Origin of the sequence: Streptomyces orinoci, from assembly GCF_003121295.1 — a bacterium.
GTDB classification, from domain to species: Bacteria; Actinomycetota; Actinomycetes; order Streptomycetales; family Streptomycetaceae; genus Streptomyces; species Streptomyces orinoci.
The window spans coordinates 819,626-843,639 of the sequence record NZ_PHNC01000029.1 but is presented as its reverse complement, the minus strand read 5'-3'; the positions used below and the strand labels follow the sequence as shown (position 1 = coordinate 843,639).

Below are 24,014 nucleotides of genomic sequence, written 5' to 3'. Positions count from 1 at the left end.
GTGCTGAGCTACTGAATCGGGCCGCAGGGGTAGGGGATGGTTTGCCCAATGCCGGGGAAGCCACCCGCAGGAAAGTGTTGTCATGCGCGACAACCTCGCAGCGGGTGGTTTGGGCGGTCGAGAAAACGCCGGCGTCTCAGGTGTTGAGCACCGGTAACTCAATCTCTGCCAGTGCATATTTCTGCTATGAAGTGGCGCCATGTCGATGTCGAGAAGTGCAACAGCCGGCTTCGGGCCTTGGAGTCGCGTATAACTATGTTGCCGGCATTGTCAGGTGCGGAGACTTCGAGACAGTTCTGACCGCCCGAGCTGTAACTGGCCTTCTTGAACGTAGCGTTTCTATGCGCAGTGCACATGTTGAGCGCCACCTCTGATCAGGTTTTTGATGACTTGTGTGATTCGGCCGGGCCCAGCGCCTGCGAGAGGACTCGGCTGAACGCTGAGTCGTACTGGCCGACGTGGTCATCTCCACCTGGATAGACGGAGGTTGTCATCGGTTCCACGGCGACGATCGGCTCCCCTGCGTCGAACCTGAAGATCGTGTAGGAACCGTCGATGCCGGTGTGCGCGCCTGAGCTGAATGGGAGGACCCGCAGGCGTACGTGAGGCAACTTCGCTGTCTTCAGCAGCTTGATGAGCTGGCTGTCCAAGGTGCCCGGGCTTCCCATCTCACCGAGCCTTGGCAGTGACGCCTATGCGGCGAAGCACGCCGGCTCGGCGGAGACCGTACACGCCGAAGCCGAGGAAGGACACGCCGATCGTCAGAGGAATGAGGGAGTAGAGCCATTGCGTTCCACGTGTTACGCGACGCGTGTGCTGGACTGTTGGTTGGGGGGCGTGCACTTGGCTATAAGACGACGGCCCCTCCGCTCCCGTCTCCAAGTCAACTATTGCAGGCGCCGATCCGGGATGCTGCGGTGCACTCAGAGCCCCGTGCCCAGCAGTGACAATGCTCCTCAACTATGCGGCGAGGGCGGTAAGTTCTCGCGAGCTAATTGAGCGGTCTTTGTGCCCTGTTCGCTGGGTTTCATCGGCAAACAGGGAACGCTGACTGCGATCACCGCTACGGAATCGCGGTGGCCTCATCCCATCAGAGAGGGTGGATACTTCCGCTAGTTGGACGCCGGAGTGGGATCAGTCGAATGAGGTCAGGGAAACGGCGTACTCGACGGGGTCCGCGGTCGCGTAACGGGCGAAGTGCACGACACTGCAAAGAATGAGCAGACGGCTGACGCGGTCGTCGTGGACCTTGACCCTGAAACGTGCCCGGGCGCCGGCTAGGCGAGTCAGTTCGAAGCCGTCGGATTCGGGTGCACGGAAATGGAGGCGAAAGGAGAAGACAGCATCGAGAAGCGAATTGTCGCCGACGATGCTGATCGGGAAGGTGTGCCGAACAGTGCTGTTGATGCCTGACGGAACGCCTCTCAGTTCAGGCATGTTCTTCTGGGCGAATATCCATTGAGTTTTCCCCAATATCGGTACCCTGTGGTCCACGCTGCCGACTTCCCCGGAACCGGGAATCGTTGCCTTGAAAGGAGTGACGAAACCTTCGAACTCCAGTTGTGGCTCACTGTGGACCGTATATCTGGAGAGACTGCCGAAGGAACTGTCCTTCCTTGCCCGGGCTACTGGTGCGCGTACTCCGTCCACATGCACGTCGAATGCGGTCTGGGAGCGGCGGTATTTAGGTATGACGGTGAAAGCGTTGAACTTCTGGATCACCTGATGCCTCCTGTGTGATGGTCGAAGATTCAGCAGTGGACGATATTTGTCCCGCCGGAGGCACTCCTGACCGCGTTGGATATTGGTTTGGACTTGGCTATCGATTCCATGCCCGCACTGGAATTCCTTGCAATTTCAGAAAGCCGGTTGGGTGCCCCTATTGCAGCGGCACCCGCATCTCGTTCCGGACGTCCGCCGCGCGCTTGGCCGCCGCCTGGAGGTCCGGGTGGTGGGAGTCGGGGGAGGAGACCGTGGCCACCGTGCTGTGGTCGCTCCAGCCGCATACGGTCAGGGTGCCGGGGGCGCCGTAGCGGGTGTATCCGAGTACCTCGCAGGTGATGGGTTCTTCGGTGCCGGAGGGGGTCAACTCGCGGGGTGCGGTGTTGATATGGGCGCCGTCGGCCTCGCTCATGCCCTTCAGCATGCTGGCGAGCGCGCGCTTGGGGTTGCGGATTTGGCCGTAGAGGCCGGAAGCGAGGAGGAGTTGAGGGTCCCCGGAGGAGGAGTATTTGCCCGCCGCTGCCTTCATATGGCGTTCATTGGGGCCGGAGCGACTGCCGAGGTGGTCGGCCAGGGTCTGGCTCATGTCCTCGTCCAGTGTGTACCGGCCGTGCAGCAGGGACTTGGGGACGGTGAGCCGGTAGCGCGGGGAGGAGGTGTCGTCGGAGTGGGCCAGCAGGACGGTTGCGAGGAGGCCGAGGCAGACGACGCCGGCTATGGAGCCGAGGACGATGGCGGTGATGGCCCCGGGGCCCAGTCCGCGCCGGGGTGGGGGGACCGGCGGGCCGCCCCAGGGGTAGGGCTGGGGATGGGGGTAGGGCGGGGCCGCCGCTCCGTAGGGGTTTGCCGGGTAGGGCTGCTGCGGAGGTGTGGGCGGGGGCGGGGGCATCGTCATGCGGGGGTCCTCGTCGGCTGGTCGTCGGGCCGTTGCGATCAAGTTTCGCGGGTGGGGGAGGGGCGGCGACGGCCAGGGGGCGATTCCTACTCGGCGGTTGCGGTCATGGCCCAGAGGATGAGAACGACGACGAGGAAGGCGAGCTTGACGGTGAGGACGAAGGAGATGGCGGCTGTTGCCACGCCGAAGAGGGTGGCGGTGATCGCCAGGAAGCGGTCGTTGGGGTTCCGGCTCTGTTTGAGGTGGCGGCCCGCCTGAAGGCCGAGGAGCAGGGCGGCGAAACCGGGGGCGAAGGCCAAGGGGGCGCTGAAGGAGTGCCACAGCATCAGAGCCACGGAGACAAGACCCATGAACAAGGCTGTCCAAGCCGTGCGGCGGGATTGCCGGACCGCGGTGGCGTTGGGGCGCGACGGTGACTGGATGCTCATCCGGTGATGCCCCCGACCACGGCCCACGCGGCGACCAGGAGGGTCAGTGCGCCGACCAGGCCCGCTGGGGCGGATTCGCGGCGGGAGACCAGGCCCCAGGTGGTCAGGACTACGGCCGTGAGGGCGGTGGCGATGGGGGTCCAGGCGACGATGTTCTGGCCGGTGGGCGAGCAGATCAGGCGGGGGTCGGGAGAGTCGCAGTTGTCGCTGGCCATGACGGAGAAGGGGAGGACGATGAAGGTGATGAGAGCGAAGGCGTAAGTGGCGAGTGCGATGAGGCACTTGATGGCGGTGGAGCCGGGGAAGTGGGATGAGGGTGGGGGTGGTGTGGGCGTGGTCATGGGAAGTCCGTGTTCGGGGTCGGTGGGTTGTGGGAGTTGGAGCAGGGAAGGCGGCCTGTTCCGCAGCGCCGTGGTGCGACGTTGTGGCTGGTCTCCGTCGCGGTGGGAAGAGGGTCCGGGGGGCCGACGCCGCCACGCCCCGGCCGGCGGATCAAGTCGGTGGGCGAGCTGAGGCATCCTTGGGCCGGCTGTCCTCGCGCCACTCAGAGTTGGGAATCCGTGGCCGAATGGGCCTGCGGGCGAAGGGTTTTCCGGCGCGGAGGCGCGGTGCCGGCAACAGTGCGGGGTCCCGTGAGGGAGGCGGGGGCTGAGGGACCGGCCGTGGACGGGTCGTTCGGACGTATAGCCGTCAGGTGCCGCGCCCGGCGCGGGCAAGGCTCAAGGGCCCTGAGTCACCCGGGGCGTGGACGGCGCGGCTGGGAAGGCCGGCGCGCGCCAAGGCGGGGTGGACGCCCGCTGGGGGAGTGGTGAGTTGAGGTCATGCCCTGGACGGTATGGGCGAGGGCGGTGCCCGCACATGAGTAGGGATACTCAGATGGGCTGGGTGCCCCGCACAGCGCAGGGCACCCCGTATTGCGCAGAGGCCGTGACCGGAATCGAACCGGCGTAACTCGCTTTGCAGGCGAGCCCCTCAACCACTCGGGCACACGGCCAAGTTGTGATCAGTGATGGGTGGTTGGTGCTTCGGCTATGACCATAGGGGGCCGGGGGAGGGCGCACAACGCTCCCGGCTCCGCCGCCACGAGGCCGACACGGGCCGACATGCCGCGTTCATACGGGCTCCCGGCCCGCCAGGAAGCCCTCGATCAGGGGGCGGAACAGCTCCGGCTCGTCCACCCAGGGGTAGTGGCCCACTCCGTACAGCGGTCGCAGATGTGTGGTGCGCGCGGGGAAGGAGCGGGCGACCAGTTCGCCGGCGCGCATGCCGGTGACGGCGTCGCGGTCGCCGGTGATGACCAGTACGGGGCACTGGACATAGCGGAGGTGTTCCAGGACGGCCTGGCAGGCGGCCTCGTCCACGCCCTGCCAGAAGGCGGCCCGGGGGACCGGGTGCAACTGGTCCGGCTCGGTGGCGGCGTGGGCGCGCTGGGGGGCGTCCCAGCGGCCGTACGCCATGGGCGCGGCGCGCAGCCGCAGGGCACGGGCCTCGGTGAAGTCGCGGGTTTCGGGGAGGGAGTGGACGGCGACATAGGCGTCCACCCACCAGTCCTCGTCGGCGCGGGATTCGAAGATCTCCTCGGCGTCGGTGGGGAGTTCGCCCTGAAGGCGGGAGCCGGGGGTGACCAGGATCAGACGGCTGAGGCGCTGCGGGTACGAGGCCGCGTACGCCTGGGCGGTGGCGCAGGCGGCGTCATGGGCGAGCAGGGCGAAGCGCTCCAGGCCGAGGTGGGCGCGGAGCGACTCCACGTCCTCGGCCAGGGCCGGGAAGGCATAGGCCAGTGGGTCGGGCGCGGCGGGGGAGGCGCCGGTGCCCCGGCTGTCCGGGATGACCAGGGTGTGGTGGGCGTCCAGGCCGCCGAGGTCGCCCAGGTAGGCCGCGTCCCGGCCGGGGCCGCCGGCCAGGCAGATCACGGGCGGGGTGGCGGCGCCGTCGCGGGCGGGGCGGAGGTGGTAGGCGAGTTCGGCGCCGTCGTAAGAGCTGTAGGAGTTCCGCGGGCCGGAAGGGTTATGGGGGCCGGAAGGGTTATGGGGGCCATCGGAGCTGTGAGAGCTAGAGGTATGCGGCATAGGTCCAAGGTTGCCGGAGTTGATGGTGGGGTATCCAGAAGCAACCCCCGGGCACTCACTCGTCTATCCCAAATTCCGCTTATGATTCAGGTGTGTTCGACTCCCGGCACATCAAGACCTTCCACGCGGTGGTGACGGCCGGGTCGTACTCGGCGGCCGCCCGGGTGCTGGGCTATACCCAGCCCGCGGTCACCCAGCAGATGAAGGCGCTCGAACGGTCCGTGGGCACGCCCCTGTTCACCCGGGTGGGGCGGGGTATGCGGCTGACCGAGGCCGGAGAGGCGCTGGCCCGGCACGCGGAGACCATTCTCCACAGCCTCACCGTGGCGCAGCAGCAGATGAGTTCGCTGACCCGGCTGCGGGCGGGGCGGGTGCGGGTGTGCGCCTTCCCCAGCGCGGGGGCCACCCTGATACCGGAGGCGCTGGCCCGGCTGGCGGCGGACCACCCCGGTGTGCGGGTGGAGCTGCTGGAGGGGGAGCCGCCGGACTCGCTGCGCCGGCTGGTGCGCGGGGAGTGCGACATCACCCTGGCCTTCACCTATCCGGGGCTGCATGAGGAGGTCCCGGAGGAGCTGGCGGAGATACCGCTGCTGGAGGACCAGCTGACGGTGCTGCTGCCGGCCGGGCACCCGCTGGCCCGCCGCCGGGCGGTGAAGCTGGCGGACCTGATGGAGGAGCGGTGGATCGCCGGGTGCCTGCGCTGCCGTACCAACTTTCTGCATGAGTGCGCCGAGGTGGGCTTCGCCCCGGACATCGCCTTCACCACGGATGACAATCTGGTGGTGCAGTCGCTGGTGGCGGAGGGGCTGGGGGTGGCGATGATGCCGGGCCTGGTGCTGTCCTTCCTGCGGCACGACAAGGTGACGGTCCGGGCGCTGGACCCGGCCTCCCGGCGCCAGGTGTCGGCCTATGTGCTGCGTGAGCATCTGCGGGTGCCGGCCACCGCGCTGGTTCTGGACGAGCTGAAAGCCGCCGCGGAGCGACGGGTCGGGTGCTGAGCGTATCCGCCGATCGGCCATCCATAAGCGGGAGTTGGGGGCCGGTCAACAGATCGTCGTTGGACGTGATGGATCGGGCGTCCGACGCTGCGGGTATGACCACTACCACCGCACCCGTGACGACCGCCCGGCTCGCCCGGCTCGTCGAGGACATCCGGGAGGCGGTGGGCCGCGGCCTGCCGCCCGACATCACGGCCTATCTGGCCGGTGAACGGCTCGCGGCCCACCTGGGCGCCGAGGACCTGCTCACCGAGGAACAGTGCGAGGGCGACCCCGAGCGCTACCGCCAGCATGTGCTGCACACCGAGCCGGACGGCAGCTTCTCGGTGGTGGCGCTGGTCTGGCTGCCGGGGCAGCAGACCTGCATCCATGACCATGTCTCCTGGGGCGTGGCCGGGGTGCACCGGGGCGCGGAGAGCGAGCGGCGCTACCGCCTGGTGCCGGACGGCACCACCGCCCGGCTGGTCGCCACCGCGGATGTGACCAATGCGAAGGGCGAGGTAAGCGCCTTCGCGCCGCCCGGTGATATCCACCGGGTCCGCAACTCCTGTACCAAGAAGGCGATTTCGATCCATATCTACGGTGCCGACGTGGTCCGGCTGGGCTCCAGTGTGCGTCGGGTGTACGACCTGCCGGCCGACGAGATCTGATGGCGGTCGTAGATCCGGGACGGGCGAAGACGGCACGTACCCGTACGGGAGTTGCCGGGGCGCGGACATCGTCCGCGCCCCGTGCCTCGGCCGGCAAGCCGCCCGCTCCGGGCAAGCTGCCCGGTCTGGCCATGGCGGCCGCGGGGGTCGCCCTGGCCTGGGCGGTGCACTGGTTGGTACCGGCGGTGCCGCTGCTCACCGCGGCCGTGGTGCTGGGCATCACGGCCGCCCATCTGCCGGGCGTACGGCAGTGGGTACGGGGCGCCGGGCGGCCGGGGCTGACGCTGGCCGGGAAGCGGCTGATGCGGGTGGGCATCGTGCTGCTGGGGCTGAAGCTCAGCCTGCACGATGTGCTGGGCCTGGGCTGGGCGACGGTGGCCATGGTGTTCGCGGTGGTCGCCGCCACCTTCTTCGGCACGCTGTGGCTGGGGCGGAAGCTGGGGCTGCGCGGTGACCAGCCGCTGCTGATCGCCACCGGCTACTCGATCTGCGGTGCTTCGGCGATCGGCGCGGTCAGCGAGGTGTCCGGCAGTGATGAGGAGGATGTGGCCACCTCGGTGGCGCTGGTGACCCTGTGCGGCACCCTGGCCATCGCCGTACTTCCGCTGCTGCACCACCCCTTGGGGCTGGGTGACGGGCAGTTCGGCCGCTGGGCCGGCGCCAGTGTGCACGATGTGGGACAGGTGGTGGCCACCGCCCAGACCGCCGGGCCTTCGGCGCTCGGTGAGGCGGTGCTGGTGAAGCTGATGCGGGTGGCGCTGCTGGCGCCGCTGGTGGCGGCGGTGGCGGTGGCGGCGCGCCGGCGCCGCCGGGGCGCAGCGGTCTCCGGGAAGCGCCCGGCCCTGGTGCCGCTGTTTGTGCTGGGGTTCCTGGCGATGGTCCTGGTGCGGAGTACGGGCCGGGTGCCGGGAAGCGTGCTGGACGCCGCCCAGCACATTCAGGAACTGCTGCTGGCCGCCGCCCTGTTCGGGCTGGGCAGCGCGGTGCATCTGCCCTCGCTGACCCGGACCGGGGCCCGGGTGGCCGCGCTGGGGCTGTGCTCCTGGGTGGTGGTCGCGGGGGTTTCGTACGGGGGTGTTCTGCTGACCACCTGATACGGGGCCGCGGTGCGGCGCTTGCGGTACGGGGCCCGGCGCCGGCCGGGCCCCGCCCGGCTCAGGAGGAGTAGAGCTCGGTCATCTCGGTGATGGTGTCGCCCGAACCGACCACCACGTCATAGAAGTTGCCGCCGTTGCAGAACTCCTTGGCCCGGTCCTGCGGCTTGGTCTGGCCGCCGTCGTACTGCTTGCCGTCCGGGTCGGCGCAGGTCTTCACATGGCCGATGCCATGCGCGTCCACCTGCTTGGGGCCGTCCTTGGTGATGACGGTCATCTTGGCCTGGGGGGTCCAGTGGTAGGTCTTCACCGGACCGGAGGGGTGGTAGGAGGCGCCCTCGTTCATCGACGGGCTGCAGGCCATCTTGGCGTCCTTGGCGAGGACGTTGTTCATGGCGCCTTCGACGCCGGTGACCTGGATGACCTTGTGGCCCTTGGCGATGACCGGGCAGTCGCCCTTCTTCTTGTCCGCGGAACCGTCCTGCTTCTCCTTGCCGTTGGACGGGGCGGCGGTGCTGGATGCCGAGGACGAGGCGTCGTCCTTCTTGCCGCTGTCGTCCGGACCGCAGGCGGTCATGGTGAGCGCGCCGGTGATGAGCAGCGCGGCGGTGAGCATGCGTCGAGCGGAAATCTCGATCCCCCTGGTTGTGCAGCCCCGGAGCCGGGGCGGAGTGCTTGAGCGCGGTGAGTGTATGGCATGTTCATGCCTCACTCGTGCCGCGTCGATGATCCCTAGGACGGAAGGACCAGCGGATCTGGTTCTCCTGACAGGGGCGCTTCTGAGCTGCGCTCCTTACGCTCGGTTGCTATGACCACTCCGCTCACCTCCGGCTCCGGCTCCGACTCCGGGACCGCTCCGGGCGGCCCGGCCGAGGGCGTCCTCGGCCGCCGCCATCGGGCACTGACCCTGGGCATCATCTCCGTTGTCTCACTGATCGCCTTTGAGGCGAGCGCCATCAACACCGCCATGCCGGTGGCGGCGCGGGCGCTGGACGGCGTGGGGATGTACGCCTTCGCCTTCTCCGCGTACTTCACCGCGAGCCTGTTCTCCATGACGCTGTCCGGCGAATGGTGCGACCGCTCGGGGCCGTTGGCCCCGCTGTTCACCGGCATCGCCGGCTTCGCCGCCGGGCTGGTACTGGCGGGCAGCGCCGCCCGGATGTGGCTGCTGGTGGCAGCGCGGGCGGTGCAGGGACTGGGCGGCGGGCTGGTGCTGGTCGCCCTGTATGTGGTGGTCGGCCGGGCCTACCCGGAGCGGCTGCGGCCCAAGGTGATGGCCGCGTTCTCGGCGGCCTGGGTGGTCCCGGTGCTGGTGGGACCGCCGGTCGCCGGGGCGGTGGCGGAGCGGCTGAGCTGGCGCTGGGTATTCCTGGCGATACCGGTGCTGGTGGTGCCGCCGCTGCTGGTGATGTTGCCCGCACTTCGTCAGGTCGGGACGGTTGGTACGGGGGGCGCGGCCGGCATCGCGGGGAGCGCGCGGCGCATTGGGCGGCGCCGGATCGTCCTGGCACTGGCGGTGGCGTTCGGGGCGGCGCTGCTGCAGTACGCCGGGCAGCGGCGCGAGTGGCTCTCCCTGCTGCCCGCGCTGGCCGGCCTGGCGCTGCTGGCGCCGTCCATAGTGCGGCTGCTGCCGCGCGGTACGTTCCGGGCCGCCCGGGGCCTGCCGGCGGTGGTGCTGCTGCGGGGTATCGCGGCGGGGGCCTTCCTGGGGGCGGAGAGTTTTATTCCGCTGATGCTGGTCACCCAGCGGGGGTTCTCGCCGACGGCCGCCGGACTCTCGCTCACCGGTGGTGGACTGTCCTGGGCGCTGGGCTCGTTCACCCAGAGCCGGGGCCGACTCCAGCGGTACCGGCGTCAGTTGATGTTTCTGGGGATGGTGCTGATCACCGCTGCCATCGCCCTGGTGAGCACGGTGCTGGTGGATGGGGTGCCGGCCTGGGTGGTGGCGGTGTCCTGGGTGATCGGCGGCTATGGCATGGGGCTGACGATCTCGGGTGGCAGCGTGCTGGTTCTGGAACTGTCCCGTCCGGGCCAGGAGGGCGCCAACTCGGCGGCGCTCCAGATCTCCGACGCGCTGGGGAACATTGTGCTGGTGGGGGCGAGTGGGGTGCTCTTCGGTGCGGTGGGTGGGGCGGATCGGGGGGCTGGTGCGACCGCCTTTGCCGCCGTCTTCCTGGCGCTGGCCGGGATGGCGGTGGTTGGCGCGTGGACGGCCACGCGTCTGCGCGGCGCGCGTTGAGGGTGCGGGGGGCTGGGTGCTTGGCGGGAGTTGGCCTGCGCTGACGGGGGAGTCGCCGGTGCGGCCCGGGTGCGATGTGCGGGCCGTATGCGGTTGTTCGCGCAGTTCCCCGCGCCCCTATTGGGGCGCCCCCTGTGCTTGGCCCGAGCCGTCCCTGGCTGCGCGTGGCTCGCGTCCGACGAGTGACTCCGGGGGTTGCCCCTGCGTGAGAGTGGGTTGTGTGTCACCCGCGGGCCGGTGGTGGGTTGCTCGCGCAGTTCCCCGCGCCCCTGGTGGGGCGCCCCGTAAGGGGCGCGGGGAACTGCGCGAGCAACCGCATACGGCCCGCACCCGGCACATGAGGCGCCGAGGAAAAACCCTGCTCCAGGGGATAGCGATCAACCACCCCCTGGTGGACGGCAACAAGCGCACCGCATGGCTGTCCTGTGTCACCTTCCTCGCCCTGCACGGCGTCCAGCTCCGCCCGGACATCGACGCCGCCGAGCGCCTGGTGATCGGTGTGACCACCGGGGCGATACGCGAGGTCGGGGAGATCTCCGCCGCGCTGCGCGCCCTGCACGGTGGGGCGGAATGTGACCTCAGTCCCACCGGGGGGTGAGCCGGGCTCGTCCCCCGGGGCGTGCGGGCGGGCACCGGTAGGCTGACGCGGTTGCCGATCCCCGAGACCGCCGACGGAGACCGTGACTACCACCACCGCCAACCATCACCTTTCGCCCGCCTTCCCCGGCCGGGCCCCCTGGGGTACCGCCAACAAGCTGCGCGCCTGGCAGCAGGGCGCCATGGACAAGTACATCCAGACCCAGCCCCGCGACTTCCTCGCCGTGGCCACCCCGGGCGCCGGAAAGACCACCTTCGCGCTGACCCTGGCCTCCTGGCTGCTGCACCACCATGTGGTGCAGCAGGTGACGGTGGTCGCACCCACCGAGCATCTGAAGAAGCAGTGGGCCGAGGCCGCGGCCCGGGTGGGTATCAAGCTGGACCCGGAGTACAGCGCCGGCCCGCTGGGCCGTGAGTACCACGGCGTCGCCGTCACCTACGCCGGTGTCGGCGTCCGCCCCATGCTGCACCGCAACCGCTGTGAGCAGCGCAAGACGCTGGTGATCCTGGACGAGATCCACCACGCCGGCGACTCCCGCTCCTGGGGCGACGCCTGTCTGGAAGCCTTTGAACCGGCCACCCGCCGGCTCTGTCTGACCGGTACGCCCTTCCGCTCCGACACCAATCCCATCCCGTTTGTCACCTATGAGGAGGGCAACGACGGGATCCGGCGCTCGGCGGCCGACTACACCTATGGCTATGGCAACGCGCTCGCCGACGGCGTTGTCCGGCCGGTGATCTTCCTCTCCTACAGCGGCAATATGCGCTGGCGCACCAAGGCGGGCGACGAGCTCTCGGCCCGGCTCGGCGAGCCGATGACCAAGGACGCCATCTCCCAGGCCTGGCGGACCGCGCTGGACCCGCGCGGCGACTGGATGCCCAATGTGCTGCGTGCCGCCGACCAGCGGCTGACCGAGGTGCGCAAGTCCATCCCGGACGCCGGGGCGCTGGTGATCGCCAGCGACCAGGACTCGGCCCGCTCGTACGCCAAGCTGCTGCGGGAGATCACCGGGGAGGGGCCCACGGTGGTGCTCTCCGACGACTCCGGCGCCTCCCAGCGCATCGACGACTTCTCCCAGGGTGACTCGCGGTGGATGGTCGCCGTCCGGATGGTGTCCGAGGGGGTGGACGTACCGCGGCTGGCGGTCGGGGTGTATGCCACCACCATCTCCACCCCGCTGTTCTTCGCCCAGGCGGTGGGCCGTTTTGTCCGTTCCCGGCGGCGCGGCGAGACCGCCTCGGTGTTCGTACCGACCATCCCCACCCTGCTGACCTTCGCCAATGAGATGGAGGTGGAGCGGGACCACGTCCTGGACAAGCCCAAGAAGGAGGGCGAGGAGGAGAACCCCTACGCCGAGGAGGAAAAGCTCCTGGCGGAGGCGGAGAAGCAGCAGGACGAGGACACCGGCGAGCAGGACATGCTGCCCTTTGAGGCGCTGGAGTCGGACGCGGTCTTCGACCGGGTGCTCTATGACGGCGCCGAGTTCGGCATGCAGGCGCATCCGGGCAGCGAGGAGGAGCAGGACTACCTGGGAATTCCGGGGCTGTTGGAGCCCGAGCAGGTCCAACTGCTGCTGCAGAAGCGGCAGGCGCGGCAGATCGCGCACAGCCGCCGCAAGCCGGACCAGGAGGCGGACCTGCTGGAGATCCCGGCCGAGCGGCGGCCGGTGGTCACCCACAAGGAACTCCTGGAACTGCGCAAGCAGTTGAACACCCTGGTGGGTGCCTATGTCCACCAGAGCGGCAAGCCGCATGGCGTGATCCACACCGAACTGCGCCGGGTCTGCGGCGGACCGCCCAGCGCGGAGGCCACCGCGGGGCAGCTCACCGAGCGCATCAACAAGGTGCGGGAGTGGGCCACCAGGATGCGCTGAGCCCCGCCGGGTCCTCCGCGGCAAGGTGCAATTCATATGCGCCGAGCCCGGATTGTGGGCAGACTCTTCCGCGAAGCGGACCTGCTCGCTACCGTGCCGGTCACGTACACGCCCCGTGGCAGCGCCGCCGCGGAGCGCGGCCGCGTCAAGCGACCCGGCGGTCTCTCCCCGCGCGCCGCCGGAACGGGACCGGCGGCGCCCCACCGCGGTGAGTGCCCGCCTTTCATCGGAGGAGGGGCGTCGTGACCGCGGAGACTTCGCAGACGCTCGACAGAGGGCTGCGCGTGCTCAAGCTGCTCGCGGAGACCGACCATGGGCTGACCGTCACCGAGTTGTCGGTCCGCCTGGGGGTCAACCGCACGGTGGTCTACCGGCTGCTGGCCACCCTGGAGCAGCATGAATTAGTGCGCCGTGACATCGGCGGCCGGGCCAGGGTGGGCCTGGGCGTGCTCAGGCTGGGCCGCCAGGTGCACCCACTGGTCCGCGAGGCGGCCCTGCCCGCTCTGCGGGCCCTGGCCGAGGATCTGGGGGCAACGGCCCATCTGACGCTGGTGGACGGCGCCGAGGCACTGGCCGTGGCCGTGGTCGAGCCGACCTGGACCGACTACCACGTGGCCTATCGCACCGGGTTCCGGCATCCACTGGACCGGGGCGCGGCGGGCCGGGCCATCCTGGCCGCCCGCCGGGGCGAGGTGGACAACCCCGGGTACGCGCTGACACACGGCGAACTGGAGGCCGGGGCCAGCGGCGCCGCCGCCCCCCTGCTGGGGGTGAGCGGAATCGAGGGCAGCGTGGGTGTGGTGTTGCTCACCGACTGTGTGCCGGAGCGGGTCGGGACCCGGGTGATGGAGGCGGCCAAGGAAGTGGCGGACGCGCTCCGCTAGGCCCTCGGTGCCGGGTGGGGCCGCGGTGAATTAGATTCGACGGCATGCCGAATCCGCCTCGCCGGTCCCGCCGGGTCCGTACGCTCGTCCTCTGCGCCGTGCCCGTGCTGGCCCTGCTGCTGACCGCCGCGTTCGCGCCGCTGCCCTTCGCCATCGCGCGGCCGGGCACCACGGTCAATGTGCTCGCCGACCATGAGCGCAAGCCGGTGATCAGCATCAGCGGTATCGGCGCCCGCAGGACCAGCGGGCAGCTGAGGATGGTCACCATCATCGCGACCGGGCCGCGGGTGGATGTCTCGCTGGCCGATGTGGTGGACGGCTGGTTCCGCACCGACCGGGCCGTGATGCCGAGGGAGGCGGTCTTTCCCTCGGGCCAGACCGACCAGCAGATCGAGCGGCACAATGTGGCCGATATGAAGAAGTCCCAGGACTCGGCGGTCGGCGCGGCCCTGGGCTATCTGCACCGCTCGCCCAAGGACGTCAAGATCTCGCTGAGCCTGCCGGACATCGGCGGGCCCAGCGCGGGGCTGTTGTTCGCGCTGGGTGTGGTGGACAAGATCGACGGCGATGGCCGGGGCGGTGAGCTCACGGGCGGGCGGACCATCGCCGGTACGGGCACCATCGACCCGGACGGCTCGGTCGGCCCGGTCGGCGGGGTGGCGCTGAAGACGCAGGCGGCGAAGCGGGACGGGGCGACGGTGTTCCTGGTCCCGAAGGCGGAGTGCGCCGATGCGGAGGCCGTGCGGCTCAAGGGGTTGCGCCTGGTTCCGGTGACCAAGCTGGCCGATGCGGTCGCCTCGCTCCGGGCCCTCACCGCGGGCCAGCCGGTCCCTCACTGCTGAGGGTGCGCCTTTAGGGGCGCGGGGAACTGCGCGCTCAGCCGATGGCGGCCCGCACCCGGCGACGAAACCGGTTGCCCCACCAGGGGCGCGGGGAACTGCGCGACCAGCCCACGACATGCCGCACCCGGCGACGAAGCCTGATCGCCCACGGCGAGGTGAAGGGCCCCCAAACCTCCGGTTGCATGTCGCGTGCGGGCCGTGCGTGGCCGGTCGCGCAGTTCCCCGCGCCCCTAAGGCCGCACCCTCAGCCGTCGGAGGCGGCTCGGACCAAGGGGATGATCCGCAGCGGCACCGCGTTCTCCATGACGATGGCCGTCGAGGCCCGGACAATCCCCTCGAAGCCGACCACCCGGTCAATCACCCGTTGCAGATCCGCATTGGAGCGGGCCACCAGCCGGCACAGCATGTCACCGTGCCCGGTAATGGTGTGCAGCTCCAGCACCTCCGGCACCGTCGCCAGATGCGTCCGCACATCCGAGCCCTGCCCCTGTTTGATCTCCAGCGTGGCGAAGGCGGTCACCGGATAGCCCAGCGCGGCCGGGTCCACATCCGGCCCGAAGCCCCTGATCACCCCCTGGGCCTGGAGCCGGTCCAGCCGGGCCTGCACCGTGCCGCGGGCCACCCCCAGCCGCCGCGAGGCCTCCAGCACCCCGATCCTGGGCTCCTGTGCCAGCAGCTCGATCAGCCTGCCGTCCAAACGATCGATCGCCATGGTCGGCCCCTCGTGGTCAGCATGTACAGAACGCCTGCCAAATCGGCGGCACCGCTGTGCATTATGCCCAGCGAATGCACAAACTATTGCGCACCTTGTGGATCGGCGAGACGCTGCGCGCATGACGCAGACCACGGATCACACTCCCCACACCGCTCGGCAGGCGGACCCCTTCCCGGTGAAGGGAATGGACGCGGTCGTCTTCGCCGTCGGCAACGCCAAACAGGCCGCGCACTACTACTCCACCGCCTTCGGTATGAAGCTGGTCGCGTACTCCGGACCGGAGAACGGCAGCCGCGAGACCGCGAGTTATGTCCTGGAGTCGGGCCGCGCCCGCTTTGTCTTCACCACCGTCATCAAGGCGAGCACCGAGCGCGGCCGCTTCCTGGCCCAGCATGTCTTCGAGCACGGTGACGGCGTGGTGGACCTGGCCATCGAGGTGCCGGACGCCCGCGCCGCCTACGCCTACGCGGTGGAACACGGTGCCCGGGGTCTTGAGGAGCCGTACGAGCTCAAGGACGAGCACGGCACCGTCGTGCTGGCCGCCATCGCCACCTATGGCCAGACCCGGCACACCCTGGTGGAGCGCTCCGGCTATGACGGCCCCTACCTGCCCGGGTTCGTCGCCGCCGACCCCATTGTGGAGCCCCCGGCCCGGCGTAACTTCCAGGCCATCGACCACTGCGTGGGCAATGTCGAACTCGGCAAGATGGACGAGTGGGTGGACTTCTACCACAAGGTGATGGCCTTCACGAATATGAAGGAGTTCGTGGGCGACGACATCGCCACCGAGTACAGCGCCCTGATGTCCAAGGTGGTCGCGGACGGCACCCGAAAGGTGAAGTTCCCGCTCAACGAGCCGGCCATCGCCAAGAAGAAGTCGCAGATCGACGAGTATCTGGAGTTCTACGGCGGCCCGGGGCTCCAGCACATCGCGCTGGCCACCAATGACATCGTGGCCACGGTAAGGGCCATGCGGGCGGCCGGAGTCCAGTTCCTGGACACCCCCGACTCGTACTACGACACCCTTGGCGAGTGGGCCGGCGAGACCCGGGTGCCCATCGAGACCCTGCGCGAGCTGAAGATCCTGGTGGACCGGGACGAGGACGGCTATCTGCTGCAGATCTTCACCAAGCCGGTGCAGGACCGGCCGACGGTCTTCTTCGAGATGATCGAGCGGCATGGCTCCATGGGCTTCGGCAAGGGCAACTTCAAGGCGCTGTTCGAGGCCATCGAGCGCGAACAGGCCAAGCGCGGCAACCTCTGACCCCTTTCCCAGCCCCCCGCCCCGCGGCCCCGTCCTTTCCCGGCGGGGCCGCGGTGTGCGATCTTCCCCGCCGGAGCGGGCGGTGGCAGGGTGGGGCCATGGGTGATCTGATCAGGCTGCTGCGCAAGGGGCTGCCCGCCGAGGCCGTCCTCACCGACCCCGATGTCACCGCCTCCTACGCCACCGATATGGCCGGTTTCTGCGCCGCCGGGAATCCGGCGGTGGTGGTGCTGCCGCGCACCGTCGAGGAGGTACGGCATGTGATGCGCACCGCCACCGAGCTACGGGTGCCGGTGGTGCCCCAGGGAGCCCGGACCGGCCTGTCCGGCGCGGCCAATGCCACCGAGGGCTGCATGGTGCTCTCCCTGGTGAAGATGGACCGGATCATCGAGATCGACCCGGTGGAGCGGATCGCGGTGGTCGAACCCGGCGTGGTCAACGCGGTGTTGTCCCGGGCGGTGGCCGAGCACGGCCTCTACTACCCGCCCGATCCCTCCAGTTGGGAACAGTGCACCATCGGCGGCAATATCGGCACCGGCTCCGGCGGGCTGTGCTGCGTCAAGTACGGCGTAACGGCCGAGTATGTGCTGGGCCTGGAGGTGGTCCTGGCGGACGGACGGCTGCTGACCACCGGACGCCGCACCGCCAAGGGAGTGGCCGGCTATGACCTCACCCGCCTCTTCGTGGGATCCGAGGGCAGCCTCGGAGTGGTGGTACGGGCGGTACTGGCCCTGAAGCCCGCGCCACCACAACAGCTGGCGCTGGCCGCCGAGTTCCCGTCCACCGCCACCGCCTGTGAGGCGGTACGCCGCATCATGGCCCGCGGACACGCGCCCTGTCTGCTGGAGTTGATGGACCGCACCACGGTACGGGCGGTCAACGCCCTGGGGAAAATGGGGCTTCCGGAGAGCACCGAGGCCCTGCTGCTGGCCGCCTTCGACACTCCACGGGCACAGGCGGACCTGGCGGCGGTGGGCGAACTGTGCACCGAGGCCGGGGCCACCGAGGTGGTGCCCGCGGACAGCGCCGCCGAGTCCGAACTGCTGCTCAAGGCCCGCCGGATGTCGCTGCCCGCGCTGGAGGCCCTGCGCCCGGCCACCATGATCGACGACGTCTGTGTGCCGCGCGGCCGGCTGGCCGAGATGCTGGACGGCACCGCCGCCATCGCTGAGCGGCACGGCCTGACCATCGGGGTCTGCGCCCACGCGGGCGACGGCAACACCCACCCGGTGGTCTGCTTCGACCCCGCAGACCCGGAGGAGGCCCGGCGGGCCAAGAAGTCCTTCGAGGAAATCATGGCCCTGGGGCTGGAGTTGGGCGGCACCATCACCGGGGAGCATGGGGTGGGGCTTCTCAAACGGGAGTGGCTGGCCAGGGAGGCGGGGCCGGTGAGCATGGAGATGCAGCGGGGGATCAAGGGGGTTTTCGATCCCCTGGGTCTGCTGAATCCCGGCAAGGTGCTTTGAGGGGGTTACGGGGGTTCGCGTTGTGGTGTGGGTGCGGGGTGCGTTTCGGCTGGTCGCGCCCACGCGGCGGAGCCGCATATCGCAGCTGCCCCGCGCCCCTGAGGGGCGCCCCTACGGGGCGCCTTCCTCGCCCGCTGCCGGGGCCAGCAGGACTCGCAGCGCCTCGTCCAGGCCCAGCCACTGCCCCTCCTGCCCCTCGGGCACCACCTGCAACGTACGGTCCAGCCACTCCCGCAACTTCCGCAGCGGCACTCGCAAGAGGGCCTCCCCATCCGGCGAGACCAGGGCCACACAGGCCACCGCCCGCCCCCGGGACAGCATCGGCCACACCCGTACATCGCCCTGCCCGCAGGGCCGCCGCACCCCCTCCATCAGCAGTTCCCGGGCGAATGTCCAGTCCACCGGGGTCCCGTCGCCGAGGTGGAAGGTGAAGCGCACGGCATAGGGGTCGTCCGTCCGGTAGGACACCCGGGCGGCGAGCGGAATCCCGTGTTCCGGCGACAGCACCAGTTCGGTCTCCAGCTCTTCTTCCAGCACCGTATGCATCAAGTGCGACCTCTCCACTCGGCTGTGTCAGGGCCGCGCCCACAACGCGGCTTCGCATCCTTCGGGACGGTCTCCTTCCCCGTTCCCGGCCACTGAGGCCACACCCGCCGGGCTTGACTCACCGGTCGCACGTGCGAGTGGTCCCCTGGGTATCGGGGCGGCACCGAGGTGGGCCGTCTGGTAGACCTGTTGACCCCGCTACGGGTTGCCTTTTGCGCATTGACGTCAGGGCGTCACCACCACGGGCCCGGAGCGGTTCATACGACGGGCGGTTCACCACCCCATCGCGCGGCCCCCCGCGCGTGCGGCAGACTGCCAGGACATTCCAGAACGGCCGAGCAGAATACGGGACACCGGAGACCATGAGCGCACCCATCCCGGGATCCGCCGACAGCAGCCCCGGCGCGGGCTTCTACCCCGACCCGTCCATCCCCGGCTATATCCGTTACTGGAGTGGCACCGCCTGGGTACCCGGGACCAGCCGGCCGGCCCCGGCGGAGGGGGAGCCGATGCCCGGCCCGCCGCCCGGAGTGGTCCCCGCACCCCTGCCGGCCCCGGCCCCGGCTGCCCCCGTGCCGCCGGCCGCGCGCAGCTCCCGGCCGCTGCCGGAGGAGACCGGGCCGGTGTTCCTGGACGAGGAGCCGCAGGAGATCGGTGACGGAAGGCCGGTGCCGCCGCCCAGGGATCCCCGGCTGGCCCGGCCCCTGGGCCCGGCGGCGGAGGTGCCCCCGGCCCCGGTACCGGCCACGGCGGCGCCCGCGGCCGGGGAAGGGACCCCCGGGTTCGGCGAACCCCGGCCCCGCGCGGAGGGGACGCTGGCGCTGCGTGCCGAGTCCGCGCCCGTACCGGCCACCCCCTCGCGGCCCGGCCCGCCGCCGGCCGAGTCGCTGGTGCCGCGGCCCTGGCCCGGCGGGCAGGAGGCGCCCCGCCCGGAGCCTCCGGCCCGGCCCGCTCCGGCGGTCCAGCCGCAGCAGCCCCAGCCACAGCAGATCCAGCCCCAGCTCTCACCGCAGCCCCAGCCGCCGCAGGTGGGCTGGGCACAGCAGGTGCATCAACTCGCCCAGCAGGCACCCCCGTCGCAGCCCCAGCAGTCCCAACCCCTGCCGGGGCCCGCGGAGTCGGCGCCCGCGCCCTGGAAGCCCCCGGTGCTGGATCCCTTCCTGGCCGCCGCCCAGCGGCAGGGCCGTCCGGCGCCGCTGGCCCGGCGGCTGGCCGCCCGGCTGGTGGACAGCCTGGTGCTGGGCGGGGCGGTGAGCACGGTGGCGGTCCCGCTGTGGAACAAGTCGGTGGCGCATATCGACGACAAGGTGGACCAGGCCAAGCGCTCCGGCCAGACGGTGACCGTCTGGCTGCTGGACGGCACCACCGGCACCTATCTGGCCATCGTGCTGGGGGTGTTGCTGCTCGCCGGGGTGCTCTATGAGGCGCTGCCCACCGCCAAGTGGGGCCGTACGCTGGGCAAGAAGCTGTGCGGGGTGCGGGTGTTGGGCATCGAGTCCCATGACACCCCCTCGTTGGGGGAGGCGCTGCGCCGCTGGCTGGTCTACGGGCTGCTGGGGGCGCTGGCCATCGGGGTGCTCAATGTGCTCTGGGGGCTGTTCGACCGGCCCTGGCGGCAGTGCTGGCATGACAAGGCCGCCGGGACCTTTGTGGCGGCCGGGTCCGTGGACTGAGGCGCTCCGGCAACTCGAACGGCACAATGGCGGGTGCGCGGATGGGGACGCTGCGGTCTACTCGGGCCATGAGCACCGACCAGCCACAGGGTGAGGACCCCTTCCGCAAGCCGCCCCCGCCGGGTGACCTGCCGCCGTATCAGGGGCCGGAGGGCGGCGGCCCGTACGGGACCGGCCCCGGCGGACCCTATGGGCCCGGCCCCGGCGGACCCTATGGGCCCGGCCCCGGCGCCCCGGGCGGCCCCGGTGGGCCGTATGAGGGCCCGCCCTACGGGGGCCCGCCCTATGGCGGCGATCAGGGGTATGGGCCGCCGGACCCGCTGGCCGGTATGCCACCCCTGGGCAACCGCTTCAAGCGGCTGGTGGCCCGGATCATCGACGGCCTGATTGTGTCCATTCCGGTCAGCCTGGTGTTCGCGGCCGTCAACTGGCACCACTGGGACCCGCAGAACGACCAGACCAAGACCACCGGGCTGAGCATCCTGATCTCGGTGGTCTATTTCATCTACGAGGGTCTGATGCTCACCACCCGGGGGCAGACCGTCGGCAAGATGGCGATGAACCTCCGGGTGGCGATGCTGGAGAACGGGGCCGTGCCCGAGGGCAGTCCGGGCTGGATCCGGGCCGCGGTCTACAACCTGCCGCAGATCGTGCCCTGTTGCGGGTTTCTCTTCTGGCTGGTCAATGTGTTGTGGTGCACCTGGGACAGCCCGTACCACCAGTGCGTCCACGACAAGGCGGCCAAGACCGTGGTGGTGTCAACCCGGCAGTGAGTTCACCCGGGTGGTGGCGGGCTCGGCGTCAACCACCGTGCGCTGCCGGGGGAGTTGGGCGCTGCCCCGGGCCACGGTGCGTGAACTCCCGTGTGGCATGGGGACGGTGACGGCCACCAGCAGGCCCAGCGCCAGGGCGCCCAGGGCGACCACCGCCACGCCGACCCCCGAACGGGTCTGGGACAGCAGCAGCATGGCGAGGGTGGAGAACACTACGGTGGCCGAGCCATAGGCGATCTGTGCGGAAGTCGGACGCGGCATGACGGTATCCGTCCTCGGGGCGACGTTGTGGGGGTGCAGAGCCGGGTGCAGAGCCGACAGATGAGTACCGCAAAAAGACTCTACGGTCCTCTCTGCCCGAGGGGAACAGCAGATAAGCGTGCCCTTGCCCAGGGCTCGGAAGCACTGGGGCGCACGGGGAGTCACTGCCCCGTCCGGGGGAAGCGGCGAACGCGCCGTCGTTACTGACACCCTCGGTGACCGGGAGGCGCCGGGCGGGGCTGCGGTCCGGCCGCAGCCCGGCCTCAAGATCCATTGACTCGGTATATCGACGCAGGTCATAGGGGTTCTTTGGGAAACCTCTGGCGGGTCGCCGGGGAGGGCGATTAGATGCCTGTGGGGGGCGTCCTTATTGACACAGGTCCCGGAAGGGTGAGTGATGCGGATGGCAGGCGGTGGGTTCGCCAGGCTTCCCGATGGCAGCGTGATCGTCGCGTTGTCGCTGCCCAGTCCACCCGGCGGCGGGGGAGCGCCGGGGTCGCGGGTGCGGGTGCTGGTGCATGCCGTCAACCGGCAGCGGGCGCTGACCCGGCTCCGGAACCTGGGGCTCCGGGCGGTCTATCTGCGCGGCAACACCGAGCCGCCGACGCCGGACGAGATAAGCGCGGTGCTGTACCACCCGGACGGGCTGGTGTGGCGGTCGGTGACGGAACGGGAGACGGCGGGCTGGCGCCCGATACGGCGCCTGCTGCGACCTCGCACGCTGGGGGCGGCGTAGCGCGCGCCGCCAGGGGCGCGGGGAACTGCGCGCCCGGCCAGCGACGGCCCGCACCCGGCAACGAAACCGGTCGCCCCTCAGGGGCGCGAGGAACTGCGCGACCAGCCACAAAACATCCCGCACCCGGCTACCCGGAAATAACCACCGGCTTGCCGGTCAGCCGGACCCCCGCCCGGTCCATCTCGACCAGGGCGCGCTCCGTGGTGGCGGGCGCGACACCGGCCGTGAGGTCCAGCAGGACCTCCGTGTCGAACCCCGCCCGCACCGCGTCCAGCGCGGTGGCGCGGACACAGTGGTCGGTGGCGATGCCCACCACATCGACCCAGGTCACCCCGCGCTCCTGGAGCCAGTCCGCCAGCGCGGTGCCATGCTCGTCGCGGCCCTCGAAGCCGCTGTAGGCGGCCGAGTGGGCGCCCTTGTCGAAGACCGCGTCCAGGGCGCCGGAGGCGATCACCGGGGCCAGGTTGGGGTGGAAGCCGCTGCCCTCGGTGCCCGCCACACAGTGCGGGGGCCAGGAGTGCTCATAGTCGGGGTGGTCGGAGAAGTGGTCGCCGGGGTCTATGTGGTGGTCCCGGGTGGCCACGATGTGCGCATACGCCACGGCCGCGTCGCCCACCAGGTCGGTGATGGCCGCGGCCACGTCGGCGCCGCCGGCCACCGCGAGGCTGCCGCCCTCGCAGAAGTCGTTCTGCACGTCGACGATGATCAATGCACGGTGCATGGTGCGGATCCTTTGTGAAGGGCGCTCGGCCGACGGTGCGGATCGTCTTCTGTGACCGAGGGTAGTGACTCCGCCGGTGCGACGGGAGGGCACGCGGGAGGAGCGCTCCCGGCCCTGCGCTTCGGGCCCCTACGCTCCCGGGGCCCCTGCGCTCCCGGCCCTACGCGGCGCCGTGGACGTACTCCGTGGGCAGCACCGGCTCGCCGCGGGAGAGCTGGGTCGCCGACATCGGCAGGCCCTCCCGGGCGGCCGCGTGCCGGGCCCGTGCCGTCTCCAGCGGTTCCCGGCCGACGGCCTTGCCCGCCCGTACCAGCTCCACCAGCAGCTGCCGGTCGGCCAGCTCGGCGGGCACCTCTCCGGTGCCCACCACCTCGGCCTCGGCCACGCCGTGCTCGTCCAGCCGACGGGCGGCCCACTTGCGGCCGCCCAGGGACATCTTGCCGCCCATGGACTTCTTGGCCACCGGCCGCAGCGGGGCGTCGGCGCCGGGGCCGTCCGCCCGCGCCACCAGCTTGTAGACCATGGAGCAGGTGGGGTGCCCGCTGCCGGTGACCAGCTGGGTGCCCACGCCATAGGCGTCCACCGGGGCGGCGGCCAGCGAGGCGATGGCGTACTCGTCCAGGTCGCTGGTGACCACGATCCCGGTGCCCGTGGCGCCCAGCTCGTCCAGCTGGCGGCGTACCCGGTGGGCGAGCAGCAGCAGGTCGCCGGAGTCGATGCGGACCGCGCTCAGTTCCTTGCCGGCCACCTCCACGGCCAGCCGGACCGCCTCGGTGACGTCATAGGTGTCCACCAGCAGCGTGGTCCGGCCGCCCAGCGAGTCCACCTGGGCCCTGAAGGCGTCCCGCTCGCTGTCGTGGAGCAGGGTGAAGGCATGGGCGCTGGTGCCCACGGTGGGGATGTTGTAGCGGAAGCCGGCCGCCAGGTCGGAGGTGGAGGTGAAGCCGCCCACGAAGGCGGCCCGGGCGGCGGCCACCGCGCCCAGCTCATGGGTGCGGCGGGCGCCCATCTCGATCAGCGGGCGGTCCCCGGCGGCCACCGCCATCCGGGAGGCGGCCGCGGCCACCGCGGAGTCATGGTTGAGGATGGAGAGGATCACCGTCTCCAGCAGCACCGCCTCGGCGAAGGTGCCCTCCACCCGCATCACCGGGGAGCCGGGGAAGTAGACCTCGCCCTCCGGGTAGCCCCAGATGTCGCCGCGGAAGCGGTAGTCGGCCAGCCACTCCAGGGTGGGCTCGTCCACGATCTCGTGCTCGGCCAGGAAGCGCAGCACGGCCGGGTCGAAGCGGAAGTTCTCCACCGCGTCCAGCACCCGGCCCACGCCCGCCAGCACGCCATAGCGGCGGCCCTCGGGCAGCCGCCGGGTGAAGACCTCGAACACCGAGCGCCGGTCGGCCGTGCCGGCCCGCAGCGCGGCCTGCAGCATGGTGAGCTCATAGCGGTCGGTGAAGAGGGCCGTTGACGGCACAGCCACCGGCAGCCCAAGGTCCGCAGCGTTCACTTGGCCCTACCTCGCAATCCCCAACAGGTGTCGAAGGGATGCTACCTCCCTTACTCGTCAGTCTGA

The 24,014-nt window shown here is 70.4% G+C and carries 25 protein-coding genes, 1 tRNA gene and 1 pseudogene; 13 read left to right on the top strand and 14 right to left on the bottom strand.

All coding sequences use genetic code 11. The features are described 5' to 3' along the window. Positions 1-158 precede the first annotated feature (158 nt). From CV755_RS37210 to CV755_RS18650, 8 genes are all read right to left on the bottom strand, one after another. Positions 159-356 carry a DUF397 domain-containing protein gene (locus tag CV755_RS37210; protein WP_109281960.1) on the bottom strand — a complete coding sequence of 66 codons (198 nt, stop codon included), beginning with the start codon at positions 354-356 and terminating at the stop codon, positions 159-161. Positions 357-374: 18 nt separating this feature from the next. After that, positions 375-668 (bottom strand): Scr1 family TA system antitoxin-like transcriptional regulator, encoded by a 294-nt coding sequence (locus CV755_RS18680; RefSeq protein WP_109281350.1) that lies wholly within the window; start codon positions 666-668, stop codon positions 375-377. Positions 669-1,134: 466 nt separating this feature from the next. Further along, positions 1,135-1,722: a hypothetical protein gene (locus CV755_RS34245; RefSeq protein ID WP_153068696.1), complete on the bottom strand. Its 588-nt coding sequence runs from the start codon at positions 1,720-1,722 to the stop codon at positions 1,135-1,137. A gap of 157 nt (positions 1,723-1,879) precedes the next feature. Continuing rightward, positions 1,880-2,617 carry a hypothetical protein gene (locus CV755_RS18670; RefSeq protein ID WP_109281348.1) on the bottom strand — a complete coding sequence of 246 codons (738 nt, stop codon included), beginning with the start codon at positions 2,615-2,617 and terminating at the stop codon, positions 1,880-1,882. Positions 2,618-2,703: 86 nt separating this feature from the next. After that, positions 2,704-2,967 (bottom strand): hypothetical protein, encoded by a 264-nt coding sequence (locus CV755_RS18665; RefSeq protein WP_109281347.1) that lies wholly within the window; start codon positions 2,965-2,967, stop codon positions 2,704-2,706. Positions 2,968-3,041: 74 nt separating this feature from the next. Beyond that, positions 3,042-3,386, bottom strand: coding sequence for a hypothetical protein (locus tag CV755_RS18660; protein WP_109281346.1), 345 nt, complete (start codon positions 3,384-3,386; stop codon positions 3,042-3,044). A gap of 581 nt (positions 3,387-3,967) precedes the next feature. Beyond that, a tRNA-Cys gene (locus tag CV755_RS18655) sits at positions 3,968-4,039 on the bottom strand. A 118-nt stretch (positions 4,040-4,157) separates the two neighbouring features. After that, positions 4,158-5,114 carry an alpha/beta fold hydrolase gene (locus tag CV755_RS18650; RefSeq protein WP_109281345.1) on the bottom strand — a complete coding sequence of 319 codons (957 nt, stop codon included), beginning with the start codon at positions 5,112-5,114 and terminating at the stop codon, positions 4,158-4,160. A 92-nt stretch (positions 5,115-5,206) separates the two neighbouring features. On the opposite strand from CV755_RS18650, the gene CV755_RS18645 reads away from it, so the two are divergent. From CV755_RS18645 to CV755_RS18635, 3 genes are all read left to right on the top strand, one after another. Further along, positions 5,207-6,112, top strand: a complete 906-nt coding sequence (locus CV755_RS18645; RefSeq protein WP_109281344.1) for a LysR family transcriptional regulator — start codon at positions 5,207-5,209, stop codon at positions 6,110-6,112. Between the two features lie 95 nt (positions 6,113-6,207). Next, positions 6,208-6,762: a cysteine dioxygenase family protein gene (locus CV755_RS18640; protein WP_109281343.1), complete on the top strand. Its 555-nt coding sequence runs from the start codon at positions 6,208-6,210 to the stop codon at positions 6,760-6,762. After that, positions 6,762-7,856 (top strand): YeiH family protein, encoded by a 1,095-nt coding sequence (locus tag CV755_RS18635; RefSeq protein ID WP_422070568.1) that lies wholly within the window; start codon positions 6,762-6,764, stop codon positions 7,854-7,856. Before CV755_RS18640 ends, CV755_RS18635 begins: the two co-directional genes overlap by 1 nt. Before the next feature lie 61 nt (positions 7,857-7,917). On the opposite strand, the gene CV755_RS18630 is transcribed toward CV755_RS18635, so the two are convergent. Next, a complete protein-coding gene (locus tag CV755_RS18630) occupies positions 7,918-8,472 on the bottom strand; it encodes a hypothetical protein (protein WP_109281341.1) in 555 nt (184 codons plus the stop codon). Between the two features lie 192 nt (positions 8,473-8,664). Between CV755_RS18630 and CV755_RS18625 the strand changes: the two genes are divergently transcribed. The 5 genes and pseudogenes from CV755_RS18625 to CV755_RS18605 all read left to right on the top strand — a co-directional run bounded on the left by CV755_RS18625 (position 8,665) and on the right by CV755_RS18605 (position 14,292). Further along, positions 8,665-10,095 carry an MFS transporter gene (locus CV755_RS18625; protein ID WP_109281340.1) on the top strand — a complete coding sequence of 477 codons (1,431 nt, stop codon included), beginning with the start codon at positions 8,665-8,667 and terminating at the stop codon, positions 10,093-10,095. A 346-nt stretch (positions 10,096-10,441) separates the two neighbouring features. Beyond that, a pseudogene (locus CV755_RS18620) lies at positions 10,442-10,693 on the top strand (type II toxin-antitoxin system death-on-curing family toxin); the annotation flags it as partial. 82 nt (positions 10,694-10,775) lie between these two features. Then, a complete protein-coding gene (locus CV755_RS18615) occupies positions 10,776-12,566 on the top strand; it encodes a DEAD/DEAH box helicase (RefSeq protein WP_109281339.1) in 1,791 nt (596 codons plus the stop codon). A 242-nt stretch (positions 12,567-12,808) separates the two neighbouring features. Next, positions 12,809-13,450, top strand: coding sequence for an IclR family transcriptional regulator (locus CV755_RS18610; protein ID WP_109281338.1), 642 nt, complete (start codon positions 12,809-12,811; stop codon positions 13,448-13,450). 44 nt (positions 13,451-13,494) lie between these two features. Further along, a complete protein-coding gene (locus tag CV755_RS18605; protein ID WP_109281337.1) occupies positions 13,495-14,292 on the top strand; it encodes a S16 family serine protease in 798 nt (265 codons plus the stop codon). A gap of 244 nt (positions 14,293-14,536) precedes the next feature. Here the strand turns inward: CV755_RS18605 and CV755_RS18600 are convergent, their stop codons facing one another. Next, complete coding sequence (locus CV755_RS18600) at positions 14,537-15,004, bottom strand: Lrp/AsnC family transcriptional regulator (protein ID WP_109281336.1); 468 nt, start codon at positions 15,002-15,004, stop codon at positions 14,537-14,539. 121 nt (positions 15,005-15,125) lie between these two features. Here CV755_RS18600 and hppD point away from each other — a divergent pair, with 121 nt between their 5' ends. Together hppD and CV755_RS18590 are read left to right on the top strand one after the other, a co-directional pair. After that, positions 15,126-16,271, top strand: a complete 1,146-nt coding sequence (gene hppD, locus CV755_RS18595; protein ID WP_109281335.1) for a 4-hydroxyphenylpyruvate dioxygenase — start codon at positions 15,126-15,128, stop codon at positions 16,269-16,271. A 98-nt stretch (positions 16,272-16,369) separates the two neighbouring features. Continuing rightward, positions 16,370-17,737: an FAD-binding oxidoreductase gene (locus CV755_RS18590; protein WP_109281334.1), complete on the top strand. Its 1,368-nt coding sequence runs from the start codon at positions 16,370-16,372 to the stop codon at positions 17,735-17,737. A 111-nt stretch (positions 17,738-17,848) separates the two neighbouring features. Here CV755_RS18590 and CV755_RS18585 read toward each other — a convergent pair whose 3' ends face one another. Continuing rightward, positions 17,849-18,283 (bottom strand): SsgA family sporulation/cell division regulator, encoded by a 435-nt coding sequence (locus CV755_RS18585; protein ID WP_109281333.1) that lies wholly within the window; start codon positions 18,281-18,283, stop codon positions 17,849-17,851. Positions 18,284-18,645: 362 nt separating this feature from the next. Here CV755_RS18585 and CV755_RS18580 point away from each other — a divergent pair, with 362 nt between their 5' ends. Next, positions 18,646-19,956 carry an RDD family protein gene (locus tag CV755_RS18580; RefSeq protein ID WP_109281332.1) on the top strand — a complete coding sequence of 437 codons (1,311 nt, stop codon included), beginning with the start codon at positions 18,646-18,648 and terminating at the stop codon, positions 19,954-19,956. A 68-nt stretch (positions 19,957-20,024) separates the two neighbouring features. Then, complete coding sequence (locus CV755_RS18575) at positions 20,025-20,729, top strand: RDD family protein (RefSeq protein ID WP_109281331.1); 705 nt, start codon at positions 20,025-20,027, stop codon at positions 20,727-20,729. On the opposite strand, the gene CV755_RS18570 is transcribed toward CV755_RS18575, so the two are convergent. Further along, positions 20,715-20,990, bottom strand: a complete 276-nt coding sequence (locus CV755_RS18570) for a hypothetical protein (RefSeq protein ID WP_193553456.1) — start codon at positions 20,988-20,990, stop codon at positions 20,715-20,717. The genes CV755_RS18575 and CV755_RS18570 overlap by 15 nt on opposite strands. A gap of 403 nt (positions 20,991-21,393) precedes the next feature. Here CV755_RS18570 and CV755_RS18565 point away from each other — a divergent pair, with 403 nt between their 5' ends. Then, positions 21,394-21,726 (top strand): hypothetical protein, encoded by a 333-nt coding sequence (locus CV755_RS18565; RefSeq protein ID WP_109281959.1) that lies wholly within the window; start codon positions 21,394-21,396, stop codon positions 21,724-21,726. Positions 21,727-21,853: 127 nt separating this feature from the next. Here the strand turns inward: CV755_RS18565 and CV755_RS18560 are convergent, their stop codons facing one another. Both CV755_RS18560 and CV755_RS18555 read right to left on the bottom strand, forming a co-directional pair. Further along, a complete protein-coding gene (locus tag CV755_RS18560) occupies positions 21,854-22,447 on the bottom strand; it encodes an isochorismatase family protein (RefSeq protein WP_109281330.1) in 594 nt (197 codons plus the stop codon). 160 nt (positions 22,448-22,607) lie between these two features. After that, positions 22,608-23,948, bottom strand: a complete 1,341-nt coding sequence (locus tag CV755_RS18555) for a nicotinate phosphoribosyltransferase (RefSeq protein WP_109281329.1) — start codon at positions 23,946-23,948, stop codon at positions 22,608-22,610. Between the last annotated feature and the right edge of the window lie 66 nt (positions 23,949-24,014).